Source organism: Halobacillus sp. BBL2006, assembly GCF_000786645.1.
Taxonomy (GTDB): domain Bacteria; phylum Bacillota; class Bacilli; order Bacillales; family Halobacillaceae; genus Halobacillus.
Map to the genome: position 1 here is coordinate 1 of NZ_JRNX01000018.1, position 15375 is coordinate 15375.

The 15375-nt window shown below is 39.6% G+C and carries 23 protein-coding genes; 4 read left to right on the top strand and 19 right to left on the bottom strand.

Features of this window, described 5'->3' with window-relative positions; translation table 11 throughout:
- Together LD39_RS23865 and LD39_RS00640 are read right to left on the bottom strand one after the other, a co-directional pair.
- Window positions 1-119 (bottom strand): YqzE family protein (locus LD39_RS23865; protein ID WP_369793207.1); only part of this gene is annotated, 119 nt, incomplete at its 3' end.
- 15 nt (window positions 120-134) lie between these two features.
- Entirely contained in the window at window positions 135-620 is a 486-nt protein-coding gene (locus tag LD39_RS00640) for a shikimate kinase (protein ID WP_035541738.1), read from the bottom strand.
- A gap of 101 nt (window positions 621-721) precedes the next feature.
- On the opposite strand from LD39_RS00640, the gene LD39_RS00645 reads away from it, so the two are divergent.
- Window positions 722-1174, top strand: coding sequence for an ATPase, T2SS/T4P/T4SS family (locus tag LD39_RS00645; protein ID WP_231572492.1), 453 nt, complete (start codon window positions 722-724; stop codon window positions 1172-1174).
- Window positions 1175-1227: 53 nt separating this feature from the next.
- Here LD39_RS00645 and LD39_RS00650 read toward each other — a convergent pair whose 3' ends face one another.
- Genes LD39_RS00650 through LD39_RS22420 form a run of 4 tightly spaced genes read right to left on the bottom strand, consistent with a single transcriptional unit; the run spans window position 1228 to window position 3376 of the window.
- Window positions 1228-1815 carry a replication-relaxation family protein gene (locus LD39_RS00650; protein WP_035541740.1) on the bottom strand — a complete coding sequence of 196 codons (588 nt, stop codon included), beginning with the start codon at window positions 1813-1815 and terminating at the stop codon, window positions 1228-1230.
- Entirely contained in the window at window positions 1808-2980 is a 1173-nt protein-coding gene (locus LD39_RS00655) for an FtsK/SpoIIIE domain-containing protein (RefSeq protein WP_052158657.1), read from the bottom strand. Before LD39_RS00655 ends, LD39_RS00650 begins: the two co-directional genes overlap by 8 nt.
- A gap of 10 nt (window positions 2981-2990) precedes the next feature.
- A complete protein-coding gene (locus LD39_RS22415; RefSeq protein ID WP_035541742.1) occupies window positions 2991-3182 on the bottom strand; it encodes a hypothetical protein in 192 nt (63 codons plus the stop codon).
- Window positions 3182-3376, bottom strand: coding sequence for a hypothetical protein (locus tag LD39_RS22420; RefSeq protein WP_156112537.1), 195 nt, complete (start codon window positions 3374-3376; stop codon window positions 3182-3184). The genes LD39_RS22415 and LD39_RS22420 overlap by 1 nt, the downstream gene beginning before the upstream one ends.
- Before the next feature lie 409 nt (window positions 3377-3785).
- On the opposite strand from LD39_RS22420, the gene LD39_RS00670 reads away from it, so the two are divergent.
- Window positions 3786-3974: a helix-turn-helix transcriptional regulator gene (locus tag LD39_RS00670; protein WP_035541746.1), complete on the top strand. Its 189-nt coding sequence runs from the start codon at window positions 3786-3788 to the stop codon at window positions 3972-3974.
- A 36-nt stretch (window positions 3975-4010) separates the two neighbouring features.
- On the opposite strand, the gene LD39_RS00675 is transcribed toward LD39_RS00670, so the two are convergent.
- The 8 genes from LD39_RS00675 to LD39_RS00705 form a co-directional block, all read right to left on the bottom strand.
- The gene (locus LD39_RS00675) at window positions 4011-4436 is read right to left on the bottom strand and encodes a hypothetical protein (RefSeq protein WP_035541748.1); all 426 of its coding nucleotides are present in this window, start codon (window positions 4434-4436) and stop codon (window positions 4011-4013) included.
- Window positions 4437-4638: 202 nt separating this feature from the next.
- Window positions 4639-5751 carry an N-acetylmuramoyl-L-alanine amidase gene (locus LD39_RS21675; protein ID WP_052158658.1) on the bottom strand — a complete coding sequence of 371 codons (1113 nt, stop codon included), beginning with the start codon at window positions 5749-5751 and terminating at the stop codon, window positions 4639-4641.
- The gene (locus LD39_RS00685; RefSeq protein WP_035541751.1) at window positions 5751-6032 is read right to left on the bottom strand and encodes a phage holin; all 282 of its coding nucleotides are present in this window, start codon (window positions 6030-6032) and stop codon (window positions 5751-5753) included. The genes LD39_RS21675 and LD39_RS00685 overlap by 1 nt, the downstream gene beginning before the upstream one ends.
- A 10-nt stretch (window positions 6033-6042) precedes the next feature.
- Window positions 6043-6372 (bottom strand): hypothetical protein, encoded by a 330-nt coding sequence (locus LD39_RS00690; RefSeq protein WP_035541753.1) that lies wholly within the window; start codon window positions 6370-6372, stop codon window positions 6043-6045.
- Window positions 6373-6534: 162 nt separating this feature from the next.
- Window positions 6535-6693 carry a hypothetical protein gene (locus LD39_RS22900; protein ID WP_197061369.1) on the bottom strand — a complete coding sequence of 53 codons (159 nt, stop codon included), beginning with the start codon at window positions 6691-6693 and terminating at the stop codon, window positions 6535-6537.
- 13 nt (window positions 6694-6706) lie between these two features.
- The gene (locus LD39_RS00695; RefSeq protein ID WP_035541756.1) at window positions 6707-7012 is read right to left on the bottom strand and encodes a hypothetical protein; all 306 of its coding nucleotides are present in this window, start codon (window positions 7010-7012) and stop codon (window positions 6707-6709) included.
- Between the two features lie 11 nt (window positions 7013-7023).
- Entirely contained in the window at window positions 7024-9996 is a 2973-nt protein-coding gene (locus LD39_RS00700; protein ID WP_035541758.1) for a phage tail spike protein, read from the bottom strand.
- Between the two features lie 38 nt (window positions 9997-10034).
- Window positions 10035-10892 carry a tyrosine-type recombinase/integrase gene (locus LD39_RS00705; protein WP_035541761.1) on the bottom strand — a complete coding sequence of 286 codons (858 nt, stop codon included), beginning with the start codon at window positions 10890-10892 and terminating at the stop codon, window positions 10035-10037.
- Window positions 10893-11006: 114 nt separating this feature from the next.
- Here LD39_RS00705 and LD39_RS00710 point away from each other — a divergent pair, with 114 nt between their 5' ends.
- Window positions 11007-11219: a helix-turn-helix transcriptional regulator gene (locus tag LD39_RS00710; RefSeq protein WP_035541762.1), complete on the top strand. Its 213-nt coding sequence runs from the start codon at window positions 11007-11009 to the stop codon at window positions 11217-11219.
- Window positions 11220-11238: 19 nt separating this feature from the next.
- On the opposite strand, the gene LD39_RS00715 is transcribed toward LD39_RS00710, so the two are convergent.
- Window positions 11239-11550: a hypothetical protein gene (locus LD39_RS00715; RefSeq protein WP_035541764.1), complete on the bottom strand. Its 312-nt coding sequence runs from the start codon at window positions 11548-11550 to the stop codon at window positions 11239-11241.
- 178 nt (window positions 11551-11728) lie between these two features.
- Here LD39_RS00715 and LD39_RS00720 point away from each other — a divergent pair, with 178 nt between their 5' ends.
- A complete protein-coding gene (locus LD39_RS00720) occupies window positions 11729-12964 on the top strand; it encodes a hypothetical protein (RefSeq protein ID WP_052158659.1) in 1236 nt (411 codons plus the stop codon).
- A gap of 7 nt (window positions 12965-12971) precedes the next feature.
- Here LD39_RS00720 and LD39_RS00725 read toward each other — a convergent pair whose 3' ends face one another.
- Genes LD39_RS00725 through LD39_RS22425 form a run of 4 tightly spaced genes read right to left on the bottom strand, consistent with a single transcriptional unit; the run spans window position 12972 to window position 15375 of the window.
- Entirely contained in the window at window positions 12972-14471 is a 1500-nt protein-coding gene (locus LD39_RS00725) for a hypothetical protein (protein WP_035541767.1), read from the bottom strand.
- Complete coding sequence (locus LD39_RS00730; RefSeq protein WP_035541769.1) at window positions 14471-14947, bottom strand: hypothetical protein; 477 nt, start codon at window positions 14945-14947, stop codon at window positions 14471-14473. The genes LD39_RS00725 and LD39_RS00730 overlap by 1 nt, the downstream gene beginning before the upstream one ends.
- Before the next feature lies 1 nt (window position 14948).
- Window positions 14949-15257: a BppU family phage baseplate upper protein gene (locus LD39_RS00735; protein ID WP_035541772.1), complete on the bottom strand. Its 309-nt coding sequence runs from the start codon at window positions 15255-15257 to the stop codon at window positions 14949-14951.
- Entirely contained in the window at window positions 15235-15375 is a 141-nt protein-coding gene (locus LD39_RS22425; protein ID WP_156112538.1) for a hypothetical protein, read from the bottom strand. The genes LD39_RS00735 and LD39_RS22425 overlap by 23 nt, the downstream gene beginning before the upstream one ends.

The following is a 15375-nucleotide window of genomic DNA, read 5'->3' on the forward strand; positions in this document are numbered from 1 at the left end:
TTTCTTTGCTTTTTTTCCTGTTTTGATAATTGCATATACTTGACCATTTCCTCTGTCAAATACTTCACATAATCATTACGATCCATGGAAACCCCTTCTTTTAAGTACTTGTTAAACATAGTATGGACGGGATTTCACATTTTTAGACGTTCTGTTATCTCTTCTCCGATTAATTCAGGGGATTTATCATCAACTATAATAATATGGTCAGCTATCGCCTCATAAACCGGAAGACGTTCATTAAACCTCGTCTGTTTTTCTTCTAAATCGCCCTTCCACAAAGGGCGTGAAGTATCCTCCTCCAATCGGTTTACGATTGTTTTCCAGGAAGCCTTAAGGTAGACGACTATCCCCTTCGATAAAACACGGCGATTCTCCTCAGATAAAATAACTCCGCCTCCCGTTGAAACAATAACATCCTTACTGATATTTTCCAGGAATTCCATTTCTTTTTTTCTAAAGTATGACTCTCCATAGTGTGAGAACATTTCTGCGATCGACATTCCTTCTTGCTTTTCAATCGATTCGTCCATTTCTATGTAAGGCTGTCCTAGTTTTTCGCTCAATTGCTTTGCTACCGTTGACTTTCCACTTCCCATAAAACCAATTAAAAAAATCATAGTTAAACTCCCTTGAAATTTTTTTGAGAAAAGAAGGAAAATCCCACAAAATGTCGAATATTAACCTTTGTAGTATTCATTATAGTGAGGTGATCTTATTATTGAAGTCCATTGCAACGTTTGCTCATGACATTCTAATCTCTGCCATTCAACAAACTGCTTCAGATATTCATTTCTCACCCTTCGCAGAGAATGCAAGCATTTATTTTCGAATCCACGGCGAAAGAATTTTCCACTCTTCTCTTCCCCTACCACTTTATCAGAAACTCCTGGCTTACTTTAAGTTTAAATCCGGTATGGATATTGGTGAATTTCGGCGCCCGCAAAATGGTACAATCCAACATCGTGCAGAACAACAGATTTTTGATTTAAGACTGTCCACCCTCCCAATTACCGGGACCGAAAGTTTAGCAGTCCGGATCCTGGCCCCCATGAATCACACACCTTTAGAAAGACTTTTTTTATTCCCTTCTCAAATTAAGAGGATTGAGCAATGGCTGAATCATTCAAGCGGAATGATTCTCTTTACAGGTCCGACTGTCAACGTTACATAAATACAACAATTAACTTTATCCTATCTTCACTCCATTTTAACTTATCTTCACTTCTACATGTACTTCTTAATAAATGATTTTACATTATGGCTTTGATGTACTTTCAAAGGCGGCCAATCTAAGTCTTTATATTTTGTCTCACTCAGTATCCAAATGAAGGGGAAGAATTCACTGTGATCTTTCCATGAATTACTGTAGAAATATTTTAGATATCTTTGTTCTTTACCGGCCATTACCTTTTTCGTGTAATGGTTCCGCTGGATTTCAACGAGAAAAGGAGCTCCATTCCAGATCATGAAGACATCAGGTTCAATACTTCCTTTTTCTCCTGTTTTCCATTCCACTTCAAACGTAGAAGGCTTCGTGTATTTGCAGAGGTCGAGGTAAAAATCAGCGATGGCTAGAAAATGAGGTACCTTTGTGGAGTTAGGTCGGATGTTGCTCGTCTGAGGGTAATATGAATACGGTCGGGTTGATCGGTGTACTTTCACATGGCCGTCACGCTCTAAGCGTTTCATGACTCTGTTGCAAGCATTGATCGAGCCTTTCAATTTATTAAAGAACATCCCAATAATGTGGTTACGGTCTAAGACACGAAACTTATCAAGGGCTTCCAGTATTTCTTTGTCACGCTTATTCATCGATCTCACCTTTCAACTTTGGCATCTCCATAAACTCATCCATTGGTGGATCTTGCAGTTCCATATCAATGACTTCCTTCGCTTCTCCTGGACGCTTGTAAGGATCCAACAGTTTCCGTGCATCCTTTAATGAGAGAAGGGGTGCTTGCAAGATATGAGTGCTGGCTCCTCTGAAAATGAACCGTCCTTTCTCATCGTTCGAAATACTTGAAGCGTCGTAAGGATTGCCACGACCAAGTGTAATGTCTGAATTGATTTTGTCCGAGTGCCTGAACGCATATCTGACAGTCAGGTTATTCTTCAGCTGGCCATCTAAAATATTCGCATCAGGACGCTGCATGGAGAGAATGAGAAATATACCAAGCGCACGACCGATACATGAGATTTCTTCTACAATGTCCAGCATATCCGTTTCCTTCTTGAGAAGTCTTACTTCATCGATTGCAAGTAAAATATACTTTTCAAATTTCGTTTCTTTAATTTTGTTATACTCATCGATGTGCTCCACTTCCCAAAGATCAAGCAGATCTCCACGCCTCTCCATTTCTCTCTTTAACCATTGAAGGCATTTATGCAAATCATTTTTCTTGGTCATTACCTTGGCACCTGCCACGTTTCTAAACAAATGAAACTCACTTCGTTTCATATCTCCTAGGTACAGATCCACACGGTCTTTCATGTGTAAGATGATGGAAGTGATAATGGCTCGAACAGTGACACTCTTTCCACTTCCCGTCTCTCCAGCGATGAGGAGGTGAGGATTCGTTACCATGTCATAAATGTGTATCTTACCGAGCGCGTCTTTACCCGACAGTACAGGGAAGGAAGTACCGGTGAAGACTGAAGCAAGTTCACTCCAATCAAAGTCGAAGCTTTGGTCGATATCCTTTGTAAATACTCGTAGCACATACACCAAACCATCACCTTCTAAGGTGTACTTCTGGCCGAAGATCTGGCGGAACACATACTCTTTTTTCATCAGGTCTTCTGGATTCAAGCCTTGCGGCAACTTGAAAATATACTCGACCAGCTCTTTTCGTTCACGGTAATCGACGATGTAAGGGTAGCTTTTAAAAGTCTTGCTATCCTTTTTCCTTTCATAACAGATATCACCGATGCGAAAAGCATTCTTGAGCCGATTCTTTTTTAAGTAGTCATTCAACATGTGACCCCTCCTAGATACCAAACTTCTTAAACGTTTCCCATAGTACCCATAGAGCCCCACCATAAGCCATTGCATGGATGAGGGTCTTATTGACGGCGTTCACAAGTTCAGCTTCTACGCGCTTTCCTAATTGCTCTAATCGATTCTCTACTGCGCAAATACCAACGACAGTCGCACCGACAACACCTATAGTAATCATCATTAGTAAATCCCTCCATTCAACATTCCATCAATGACATGGGCAGTATAGTCGTGGAAACTAACCATGCTCTCATAGAAGTAATGCTTTCCAAGCTCTCCCCAAGAGTCAACAGGACAAGTTTCAATGTATTCGCGGTATTCTGTATGCTTCACAATTAGGAAATCTTTGCCGCATACTTTTACTTTCATATTCAATTTATTTCCTCCGTTTTCCTTGTATAGAATTCTAATCTCTGGGAACAAAAATTTAAAAATTTCCTTGTAATTCCACGTATAAGAAAATGTTTTTCGGGCACCCTCTCCCCCGTACCCCCTCACCTTCAAACCTCTTCGCCTTCGCTTCGAACAAATTCTCTTTTTCAATCCCATCAACCCTTTTTGCTTGTATTAATCATGTAGCTCTACTGAAGTAGATACATGAGAGGCTGTTGAGGTAATGAGGAAATGACTACATGAGTTGATTCGACGAGTGTTGCTCTTTTTCTACTGGAGTAGATTTTCAATTTCTAGTCATGTAGTACAATATGGGGCGATGGCTTGTCTTGATACATATTATTTCTAAAAATTTAGAAGGAGTATGGTGGAGTAGGTAGAACTAATAGGCATGGACATTTTTATTAATGAGTGGATCGACAAACGAGGATACAAAAAGAAGTGGGTAGCTGAACAATTAGGAGTGAGTGGCAACGTTCTCTCCAGATGGGCGAATGGAAGGAGTGTACCATCTTTAGAACATGCGCTAGATCTGGCGAAGCTGTTGGAGTGTAAAGTCGAGGATTTGTTTAAGAAATAAAAAAGCAGCCGTCCAATTAAGGGCAGCTGCTCATCTTCATTTTTGTTCAACTATTGTTGCATTGATACTTGGAAGTCCTGTATCTGCGTCTTCGCCTCTATAGGTTCCATACACGGTTACTTGATCACCTTCGTTTACTTCTGTATCTAATTGTAAATTCATGATTTCAAATATACCGCCTTGAGTCTCAACACTAAAGTCATTACCAAGTTGTTCTTCACCAGGACCAACAGTGACTTCACCTGAGATCATCACCTCATCTTCTACCTGGACTTCCTCAGATACAGGGAAATCAATCTCGATTGCTTTTTCTTTTAGATCTTTATTTATTTTTTCCTGATCATCTGCTGCAACATCCTCTGTATTGTTTTCCGTTTTGTCTTGAGAATTTGCTTCACTATTTGAACAAGCTCCTAAAATCGCCGTAAAAATAAGTAGGTTCATTAATAATAGCTTTTTCAATTTTCTACCCCTCTCAAATTTTGTACCTCTCTTTACGGATAAGTATACCTAAAGTTCCAAAAATATGTAATAAAAATTAAAAAGCCCCACCCTGCTGGAGAAGGTGAGGCGTGTCCCTAGAACACAAATGTTCGTATAGATTTTTTATAATACAAACTAGGGACAGTTGATATAGTATCACGAAAGGGAAGGAAATGTTAAATTATTTACTTTGCCCTTTTTGGATCGTTTCATAAGCTTGTACTAAACCAGCTGCAAACTCCGCGCGCGTCATAGTCTTGTCTGGCTTAAATGTTTCGTCTGGATAGCCATTAACTAATCCTAACTTCTGCGCTGTTTTGATTTTTTCTGCTGCCCAGTGATCCTGTGATACGTCAGTAAACCCTGTCGCTTTCTTATTTTCTGCCATTCTTTCGGCCTCCTTTTGCTCTTTCGATTTCTCAATTTGCGCTGCTTCATATTTACTCATAGCGGCGTCTAGGTGCTTTTCAGTGTTAGGTCCTAGTAAACCATCTTCTTTAATCCCTTGGTCTTTCTGGAAAGCATAAACGGCTTTCTCCATGTTGGGTCCGAATGATCCATCTAACTTATCTTTATAGAATCCCAAGACTTTCAAATCCTTCTGGTGTTCTAATACTTTAGCACCAGTATCGCCTAGCTCTAGCCAGTTTTTATTTTCATCTGCTACACCTTTAACACCGTGATAACTGACATTGAAGAACTTACATAAGCCTTGCGCGTGTTCGCTTGCAACTTCTTTTTGGAAAGAGGTTTTAAGCATGAGACGCGCCTCTTCAGGATCGTCCATGAATCCATTTTCCGTTAAAATGGCCGGTCCGTTATACTCGCGCAGCATATGAAAATTATTTCTAACAATGCCGCGATATTTTTGTTTGGTCCCTTGTTTTAAAAAACCTCCTACACATTCGGCAAGATGTTTCGTTTTGCTAGTAATCCATCCATTAAAGATATGAACAGATATTCCGCTGGCGCTGGAGTAATCAAACTCCCATCCCATAGCATTAAAATGTATACTCACTAAACAGTCAGCCTTATAGGCGTTTGCGGCATCTGTGCGTTGTTTTAAAGGTGTGTCGTAATCGGTTGGCGCTGTGAGTAACACTCTAAAACCGTGATCAAGTAGAATATCTGCAAGGAAAGCAACGACTTTACGGTTAAATTCATTTTCACGTATGGACCTGCCTAGATCCTTAATGAAAGGTGTTCGTTTGCCGGCGGTTTTCATTCCGTGACCGTCGTCTAGTGCTACTGTTAACCCGTTCCAATCAACTTTAGGATATAACAACTTAGCCATTATTTAATCCCCTTTCTGGGCTTAACATATTTCATAGCTTGGCCGCTGTCTGATATACCTGCTGTAGTAGGATCAATCAGAGTGTTATAAACACTTACGATGACCATACCTAGCACATAAGGATTGCTGACAGCGTTGAGTAACACCTCACCGAATACCATCCAAGTTGTTAGATCCTGTAACGTCAATCCCATGTAAGCGAGAATCGGCATGAATATGGATAGAAACAATTGAAAGTACACCTGCGGGTTATTGAATCTTACCTTCCAGTTAATTTTCATAATAAACCTCCTAAAACGTAATGAATTTTGACATGAATACGACCACAGAAATGACTACAGCGATCCACGCGGGGAGGTTACGCTGCCAGTTATCCTTATCTTTGATGATACGCTCAACGTCGTCCTTATCAGCTTTTTGTCTCTTCAAATCCTTGATGTCATCATCGTTATCCTTAGAGCGCCTCTCTGCCCCTTTAGCTATGTCATAGGTGTTATTCACCTTTTCTTCTAAGCTGAGGATTTTATCGACCTTGCCATTCAACTCGGCCATAGATACTTTCACATCCATGAGAACTCCCATGAATTCTTTCATTTCCTCCACTTCCTTTTGTTCCGGCATGATGAGCCCCCTATCTTATTAAGGGGGGACAAAATCCTTATTGCCCCCTGTGATGGTTATAGTATAATTTTCCATTAACCACACCTTCTCCCTTTGTAAGGTGTGGCCAGAGGGGTGTGCGCCCCTCGCTTTTTCTATTTTGATCATAAAAAATACGCCTGTTTAGGCGCTTTCGTTTTGGGTGTCATATCCAGCCTGTGTGAGTTTACGTTCTACTACTTCTCGTAAGTTTGATACATTTGGAACGTCTTGGTATTGGTAAGTTCCTGCTATTACCATCGTTACCCAGGCTTTCACAATTACTGAGCTATCAGTAAACACTTAGATCACCTCCTTAACTGATTGAAATTAAAGTTGTCAACTCGGCTATGGCTTGATTCAACTCATTTCTTAGTTCCTTGTTCTCATCGACTTTCAGGAACTGTTCAGTGACATCGTTGCTAATCACTATGTCTGGAAGATCATCACCTTTCATAAGTTGTGGATCATCAGGAACAATGATAAAAGGAATGTTCAATCCTCTTAATCCTCCATTGATCCACTGTACTTTTTTGTAATCCTCTTCAACTTGGATACCTGAATCACCAATGTCCACCACTTCTTTTACGATGCCAGCATCCGTGTGAAGTATCAAATACATAAAAACCCTCCTTACTGATGGGTGATTTTAAGTGAAGCGCTCTTCTGAATACGCGCATAGGAAGAATCAGCTGTACTAGTGGTATAGAATCCAATCCCTTTAGCAGCTCCAGATTCAAAAGCTGAACGGAAACTTGCAGGCAATTCGACTACAGCTCCATCTCCTGCTGGAAGACTTACTGTCACATAGTCACTGGACAAGTTCTCATCGGAAGGAGTTGATGGTCGGTTAGCATAGCCATGCCAGCGAATGACAATGTCTATCGCACGACTTAATCCGCCCCCACCTTGACGAGTGAAGCTTAACAGTATCTTAGTTATCGATCTACCCGATACAGTGTTGGTCAGTTCACTACCAAACAACAAGAATCCACTATATGGTCCAGCCCCTCTCCATTCACCTTGAGTAGGAGTGCGTCCATAATAATCATCATCCCATATGTTTAAATCAACGTTCCAAGTACCAGCATCTTTCGAATAAAAGGTGTCTGTTGTTTTTGGTGGTGTCGGAGGTGTAGCAGATCCCAGATCAGTCGGAGCAGATTCTTCTCCATCCACTCTGCCGCCATATTCTTCTTTAACATCCGAGATACCGCCTCCTGGTTTAGAACCATATACACCAATCTTACCGCCGCGTTGAGCAAAGACACCATAGTCTCCAGCTAACCCTTTACACTGAGACATATAAACAGAAGCGTTATTTGCGCGAACAGTGGCATGATTAATATCATAAAGTTCTACACCTTCGAGATCTAAGAAACCTTGAGAAGCTTCGACTCCTATAGTTGAAATATCGTTTCCGTATATTTTTACATTTCTTAATTTGCCGAAGCTTCGTCTCCAGTCTACAGCAGCATACTCTGTTGAGTTTAAAGTGAAGTTTTCACCAATCACTTCATTCGTTGTACCTATCACTCTTAAAAATCCGTTTAAGGTAGTTGCTGTTCTTTGTCCGTCAAGGATAATTTTCCCTGAGCCACTTACTCCTTTAAGCTCCATAATCCCTACATCAACATTTAATGAGTTGTAATAATGAGTCTGGATTCGAATCTCTCCATGGTTGACATCAGGCAATCGCCTTAATGCTTCTGCTGGAGACTTCAAAGGTGACTCCTCTCCAGTAGTATCCCAAGCGCCGCGTCCAGTACCTCGATCGTCTCCATTGAGTGGATCCACACGCAGAATGTATGACTCTGTATTCAGTTTAGGTACCACGGGAGAAGAGAAGTTTTCAGCTGATACATTTTGAAAGGCTGCACGTTCATTGTCGATGTCTACGATCGGTGTTCCATTGGAACCGTAAACGATAAGTCGGCCAAGGTCGTTCTCATCCCCACCGATCTGAAGATACCCGCCTCTTGCTCTTTCAAATGACATAAATCCTGTCACGATAGCTGTCGCATTAATACCTTGCCCCGTGATTGCATTCTCGAATGGACCGTTAATGCCGTTCGTTGATACACCAATACCTTGAGAAGTAATCTTCACCACAATATCCATGTCATTAGGATCGATGAAATAAAAGTTTCCTTCTTCATCAGTATAGACGGTAGAGCTGGCATTCTTCAATGTAGTATTCGCCATTTCAATAAAACCTTCGAGCGATCCTCCTGGAATGGTGAGAAGACCGTTCTCGATATCACTCTTCAAGTTCTGCTTTTGTTGATCAGTGTAATAAGTAGAATCTTCATAAACTGCTTGATCTTGAGTGTTAGCATGAGTAATCGCATTGGATTCAGCTGTATTTGCGATGTTTTGAATCGTTTCTTTATCAAAGGTATATTCGACGAGTTTGCCTTCATCAATCTTCTTCTGGATCTGATCCTTCAATTCTTTCTTAATCTTATTGATGTCAGCTTCAGTACGTCGTACATACTCTCCAAGAGTGTAAGTCTTCTTGCTACGATCCATGATATCGGTTTCTACCCTAATCACCCTGGCATCAAGATAAAGAGTAGGGTTGAATTCTGTTGCTTTGATTCTTATCTTATCTCCGATCCGTACCTTCTCATGGGAGTAACCTAAAATGTATTCAAGATCGGCACCTTCCACCGTGTACTGGACTTTAGCAGCAACCCTTTTCTTTAACTCGGTTTTAGTGTACTGAATCACTTCTGCTTCCGTCATCTCAGCATCATAAGAATCAATCTCATGAATGTCCCAAAGATGCTCTCCATCTTCGCCCCACACTTGCCGCGCATCTTCATCAGTGACTTCAACGATAATCCTAGAACCGTCTTCTCTTTCAGGTCCTACACCTACAAGAGCAGTTACGACATCGATGGTGGTCTCTTCCCATTTCGCATCGAGAAGATCTCTACCTGAAGTGAGTTCTCGACCACTCCATTCTTCAGTTGGTTGTATTGCATCTACTTTACGCGCAACAACGTTGTTCCCATCATCGACTTCAATATGAAAGCGCAGCTGCCGACCAAAGTCTTTAGCTAGTTTCTGCAACAGCTGATAAGGAGTCATGATTTCTTCAATTTCATATTCTGTGGTCCCAGCGTAGTCTACATATCCTCGGGTCCATCTAGAACCAAAGAGTGCAACATCTATTAATGTGTTTAATGTAGCACCTGTGTAGACGCCTGGCTGAATCGGCTTCCCTCTTTGTAATTCAATGAACGATCCGACCGTGTAAACTTCACGTTCATTCCGATCTTGAAGAGCTGTCCTTATGATGAACTCTCGAAAGAAACCATCTTCGTCCTGGATAAAACATCGGTTTCGATTGGATAGGTGAGGAGTCGCACGAGCATTGGAAGGTGTAAAAAAGTTGAACGTCTCCACATTATCTTCTAGTTCAATGATGTGCGTCGCACCCCAGAACTTATTGACTCCATTCGTAGAAAGAGTGTCTAGCAGAAGGCCTGATTTTTTATCTACGATGTTGATTTGAGACGCTGCTTGTTTTTTTCTGCTCTGTTTCTTTGTTTGATGTACACCGATTAACTGACCGGCCGATGGAGTGTAATTCGACATAGCTTCGCCTCCAATAAAAAAGAGCCCTTCTCAGGACTCTAAAAATATTTCTTATATAGTTGCCGCCTACGTTCACCCGAAAGCTCAGCGTAGATCCGCGTTGTTTCTAATTTACTGTGTCCTAAAAAGGACTGAATAACTTCCAATGGTGCATCATTGTTCAATAGGTGTGTAGCATAAGAGTGACGCAGTTTATGAGGATATACGTTTTCAATTCCTGCTCTTCTTGCAATCCTCTTTACCACCCATCGGAGCTGAGCAATGGACATCGGTCTTGGTTGACCGCCTTCACTCTTGTACTTTCTTTCTGTAACGAATAAAGATGTGTTTGTATCCTTTCTTGAATTGAAATACTTCTTCAACCAGATCGCACATTTCACAGTGAAATAAACTTCACGTTCCTTATCACCTTTACCGATGACCTTCATGGAACGATCTTCCCAATCAATAGCCCCTCTTTGCAATCGTGCGACCTCTCCAATACGACATCCAGTAGTGAAGAACACCTCTATAATGGCGTGTTCGAGAGGTGTTTCACACGATTCCCTCAGTGTTTCAATTGATTCTTCATTCATGGCTTTCGGCACCCGTTTCCCCATCTTCGGGTCTCTAAGCTTAGCTGCAGGATTATGCGAGATATATCCTTCATACAACGCCCACTTGAAAACAGCTTTGAAATACTTCATCCGATTGGCAAGTGATGATGGCTTCAACCTTGCTGCATCTTTTGCCAGGTAAGCTTTAATCATCCGAAAATCAACTTCTTCAAGTTCCAGATCCCCAACATGCTCGATAAATAGTCTGGACTGTAGCTTGTACGATTTTAAAGTGTAAGGTGAATATCCATCCAGCTGACGATCCTGTTCATAAAGTGTCCATGCTTCTGATAATTTCAAGTTTTCCCTCTCCCTTATCGTATTGTTACGAATAACGTTACATATAATATACTATGTTACATTTAGCGTGTCAATATGTTATGTTATTCGTAACAAAATAAAGGAGATGAATTGATGTTCGTAAATATAAAACTTAATGCCCTTCTGGAAGAGAAAAGGATATCAGCAAGAGAATTATCAAGAATGACTGGTATTCGTCATCCGTCCATTAGTGACATGTGCAACAATACAACTAAGATGATTCCTAAATCCAGCCTTGCTAAAATTTGTGAAGCTTTGGATTGCGACATCCCGGATATTTTGGAATTGAAAAAGGAGCCTTCCTAATTGGAAGAGCTCCTTTTATTTACATTGTATTTTTCAAATGATCAATCGTGGCTTCTAGATAGGTCAGATTGTTTTTGTATCTGAAATCATGTAACTCTCTTCTGAGATCATCGATTTTTTGTTCAGTTTCCTCATAATTGAAAAATTTAATGTAATTTTCTCTAGATTCTCTACCTGTGATTCCACTCGCTACAGCTTTTATTGTATCACTTTTAGCAAACAATTTTTCAAGTTCCAACTCTTTATTTGCCAACTCTTCTTCTTTGACTTCTAACTCTTTTTCTAATTCTTTCAACCAAATTTCTTTAGCCTTAGTTTCTAAACCTTCCATTAAAAATCACCCCCTTCTGCCTATTTATTCGACACAAGGAGGTGATTTCCTTCATTTTCCATACTCAACTGACGACATCCTTTAGTTCAATTAGATCAAAAAACATTTAACTATTTAGTTTTTTTTGGTACTATTAACATTAGTTTCATTGGAATAAGAAGGGAGATTTTATATACAAATGAATCAAAGCTTGAGAACTAATTTTTTCGATGGTTATTTTTATTTATGGGCAATATTCATTCCTATTACTTCTATTTTGGTAATTCCATCAATACAAGGCACTACCCCAGCTTACATAATCGCTTTAATATCATTATTTCTTGTCCCTTTGTTATCTAGAACAAAAGGCGCAACAGTAGTAAAGGAATTAACAATTTATACTTTCTCGTTTGTTCTACTTATAATGTTAGGTCAGCTAGGCTTAGCTTTGGATTCAGAACTTATCAACTACGGTAAAGTCATAACTGTAAGTAATGATAATTCTGTTCTTTTTAGAAGCAGTATCATCACCCAATCCCTTTACTTATTAGCTGCTGTTTCTCTTTTCTTGTTTACCAAACACTATTATTCTCCGAAATGGGATAAATATTTATTTTCTGGTGCCATTATTATAGCTGTTTATGGTCTTTATGAAGTTACCTATTATCTTGTATTTGGGCAAAATGGCGACTTTATTAGTAACCGTACATTCGGTGACGAAAACTCCGGAAGTAGGTTTCAACTAATTTATATAGGATCAATGGTGTTAATGAGGCTTAAAAGTCTTACTGGTGAGCCATCGATGTATGCCCTAACCGTTGTGCCTTACTGGATATATGCGCTTCATTTGAAAAAGTACAAAACATCAATGTTGCTACTTATTACCTTATTTCTATCCACGTCTACATCAGCAATATTAGGAATATTTATTTATTCCTTAGTAAGGGGCTGGTACTTTAAATTTAAAGATAAACTTTCCCTCATATTCATGGGAATTGGAGCCATTCTTTTGTTTATTTTTAGAGATACGATTTATTTATCCGCTAACAAAATTATTGTTGATAAGTTTGCATTACAGTCAAACTCCGGGCTAGAACGATTCGGTTTTTTCAAGGATCATATGATTTTTTTCATGAATGAAATGAACTGGTTTAATAAAATATTTGGTATTGGATTTGGAACCGTTAGATCAACAGACATGTTTTCAACTTTATTGGTTAATACCGGAATCATTGGATTAATAGTGTTCACACTAATATTCCTATACCCAGTAGTAAAATTAAATCCTACATACGTTAACATTGGACTTAAAGCAATTTTGGTATTCTTATTCGTTAAAATGATGATCAGTTCTCCAGAATTCGCATACTTACCCACGTGGCTTTTCTTAGGAATTGCTTATTTTAAACTAAATATCAAAAAGGAGCTTAATTAGCTCCTTTTTACGTTACTTGAATCGTCTTTTCACTACCATTTATTACAGTTTTTAAATTCCCGGTATCACTATCAAACCAAATTGGCACATGGACGCTATTGGCATATGGTGCTGAGGTAGAAACTGGAACATAAAAAGTATTCTCAACTTTTATTTTTGAGGAAAACACAACATCATTGTTGTTAGCAACTCTAAATATTTCAGACACCACTCCATTTTTATTTCTCAATAATCTAAACTTAGTGCCATCACCATCCGCCACTACTCTTCCTATATACCATTTATCATTTGGATTTACGTCATTATTGATATATGTGGTATTTGCATCTGGGCCCTGAAGTATTTCTGACCTATACCCCAATGTCCTAGTATCGACATTTGTAATTTTTTTATTATTTGGATTAGATCCATCAATAAATCCTTCAATTATCGTGTTTTTAGAGTCCCATGTATCAGCTTTCACGCAAACACTATCAATCAGATTGTCTACACCGTTTTGATTAAAACTCCCGAAGAATTTAATATTTTTACACCCGATAAATTTAACAAAATTATCAAGATATGCAACTTCCGTTCCTATTGAACCAGTTTGCTCAAACCAACCTTTTACGAAGACTTTCGTACAGTTAACGAATTTCATTATCTCAGGAACAGTAAGCGCAGGGTCTTTTGCACCAAAAGTAAATGTACATTCATCAAAAGATACATAATTAGAATTCTCAAAATAAACATGGTTCGTCGGGCTAATATGACTTTCAAACTTACATGTAGTGAAGAATATTTCATTTGTATTTGTTCCTGTGCCAGCTACCGCAACACCTCGATAATTTTCAAAATCACAATTATCAAAATGTATTTGATTAGTGTACTCTTTTCCACCACCAGATTCCAATTCAATACCAGGAAGCGTCCCATCTACGTTACCAATCCAAGCAAAGAAACAATCATTAAACCTAGAGTCGAATAACTCCCAACCATGAATGAATCGTCCTTTACAAGCAGTTGCTTTACAATGTTTCATTCTAACAAAGGTTGCATTATAGAAACGAATGAAGTCCTCAGTGAAATCCCCGCCATCGAATTCCACTTCTTCAAAAGGGAAATTAGCTACATGCTTTCCGGAATGTCCCTCGGGGTCAAGATTGGCTACGGATTCTCCTTCTATTTGGAATCCAACAACATTTGCTGTGCGTTTGAATGTGGTTCCGTTGGCCCCCCATCCATTACCTTTCATTTTAACATCGAAAGTATAAGATATAGTGGAATCAATTTCGTAGACATCGTTACTTAAATTTATTTCAGTGATCCTATTATCAATAGCATATTGAACCGCTCTTGATATACGAGGACTATCACTGGTTTCGTTACTGAGTTTAGGGAAACGCTCTCCATAAACACCAGTACCTAGCACGACATCTATTTTATTATTTGCATCTTGAAAACGACTATCAACCTCTCCAGTCATGTCAACATGCAGAACTTTATTGCTTTTATTTCCATAACCCATTAAGCATACCTCCCGATAATGTAAGAGGTAGAACCACTCACGCTCACCTCATTAGAAGGCGTTCCCCCTACAGTTGCTTGGAAGGAATCGTTGGCAGGTACGGTAATGTCTAAATTATTGACATTAAATATCCCGTCTACTGAATCACGGTTATAAATCTCGATTGCTTCAATGTTGGAAGAAAAGTTCACTACACCTGTTGAAGCGTCTGCTTCCGTTTTCTGTTCTTGAAGTTTACTCCCAGTCAGTTGAGTATTGATCTTGTCATTCAACTTATCTAAAACGGCCTGCTGCTTCGTATCCAAGTCTAATAATTTCGCTAGGACCTGAGCATCTGTAATCGGTAAAGGGTTGGCCTTTCCTGTACGTTTATATGTTCCGTCTGCATCTTGCCATGAACCAGCAAAACCGGCTCTGTCTCCAGGCGTTGGGTTTTCTTCTTTTGGTAAGCGACCAGCTGGTAAATTCTCTGCCATGTTATTTCACTCCTTTAATTACTCTGATGGGGATAAAACCATTGTTTGGATATGTTGACTTACGACCATCCTCATGAACGACTTTAAACTCTGCATAAAACACGCCTTCTTCTGTTGTCATGCTTTCTTCCACCGGATACATAACCACTCCTGCAGCTGCATCGATAACTTCCGCATAACCTTCCACACCATTACTCATATAAAAAAGAACGGTTTTTCCTGTCAGATTTACAGGGTTTCCGTCCTTCTTGAGTACTGCTTTTATGGCATCTCTTGTATCCCCTTGTCTAAACCTCAGAATCGTCTGCAATGGCTTCTACCCCCTCATAAGACGTATTTCCCATCAAGCCCATCGACACAGTTTCCACAGGGACTGTACTTACATCGACTGTTCTCTCCTCAAAAATCAAAGTGACTGTCGTTATCAT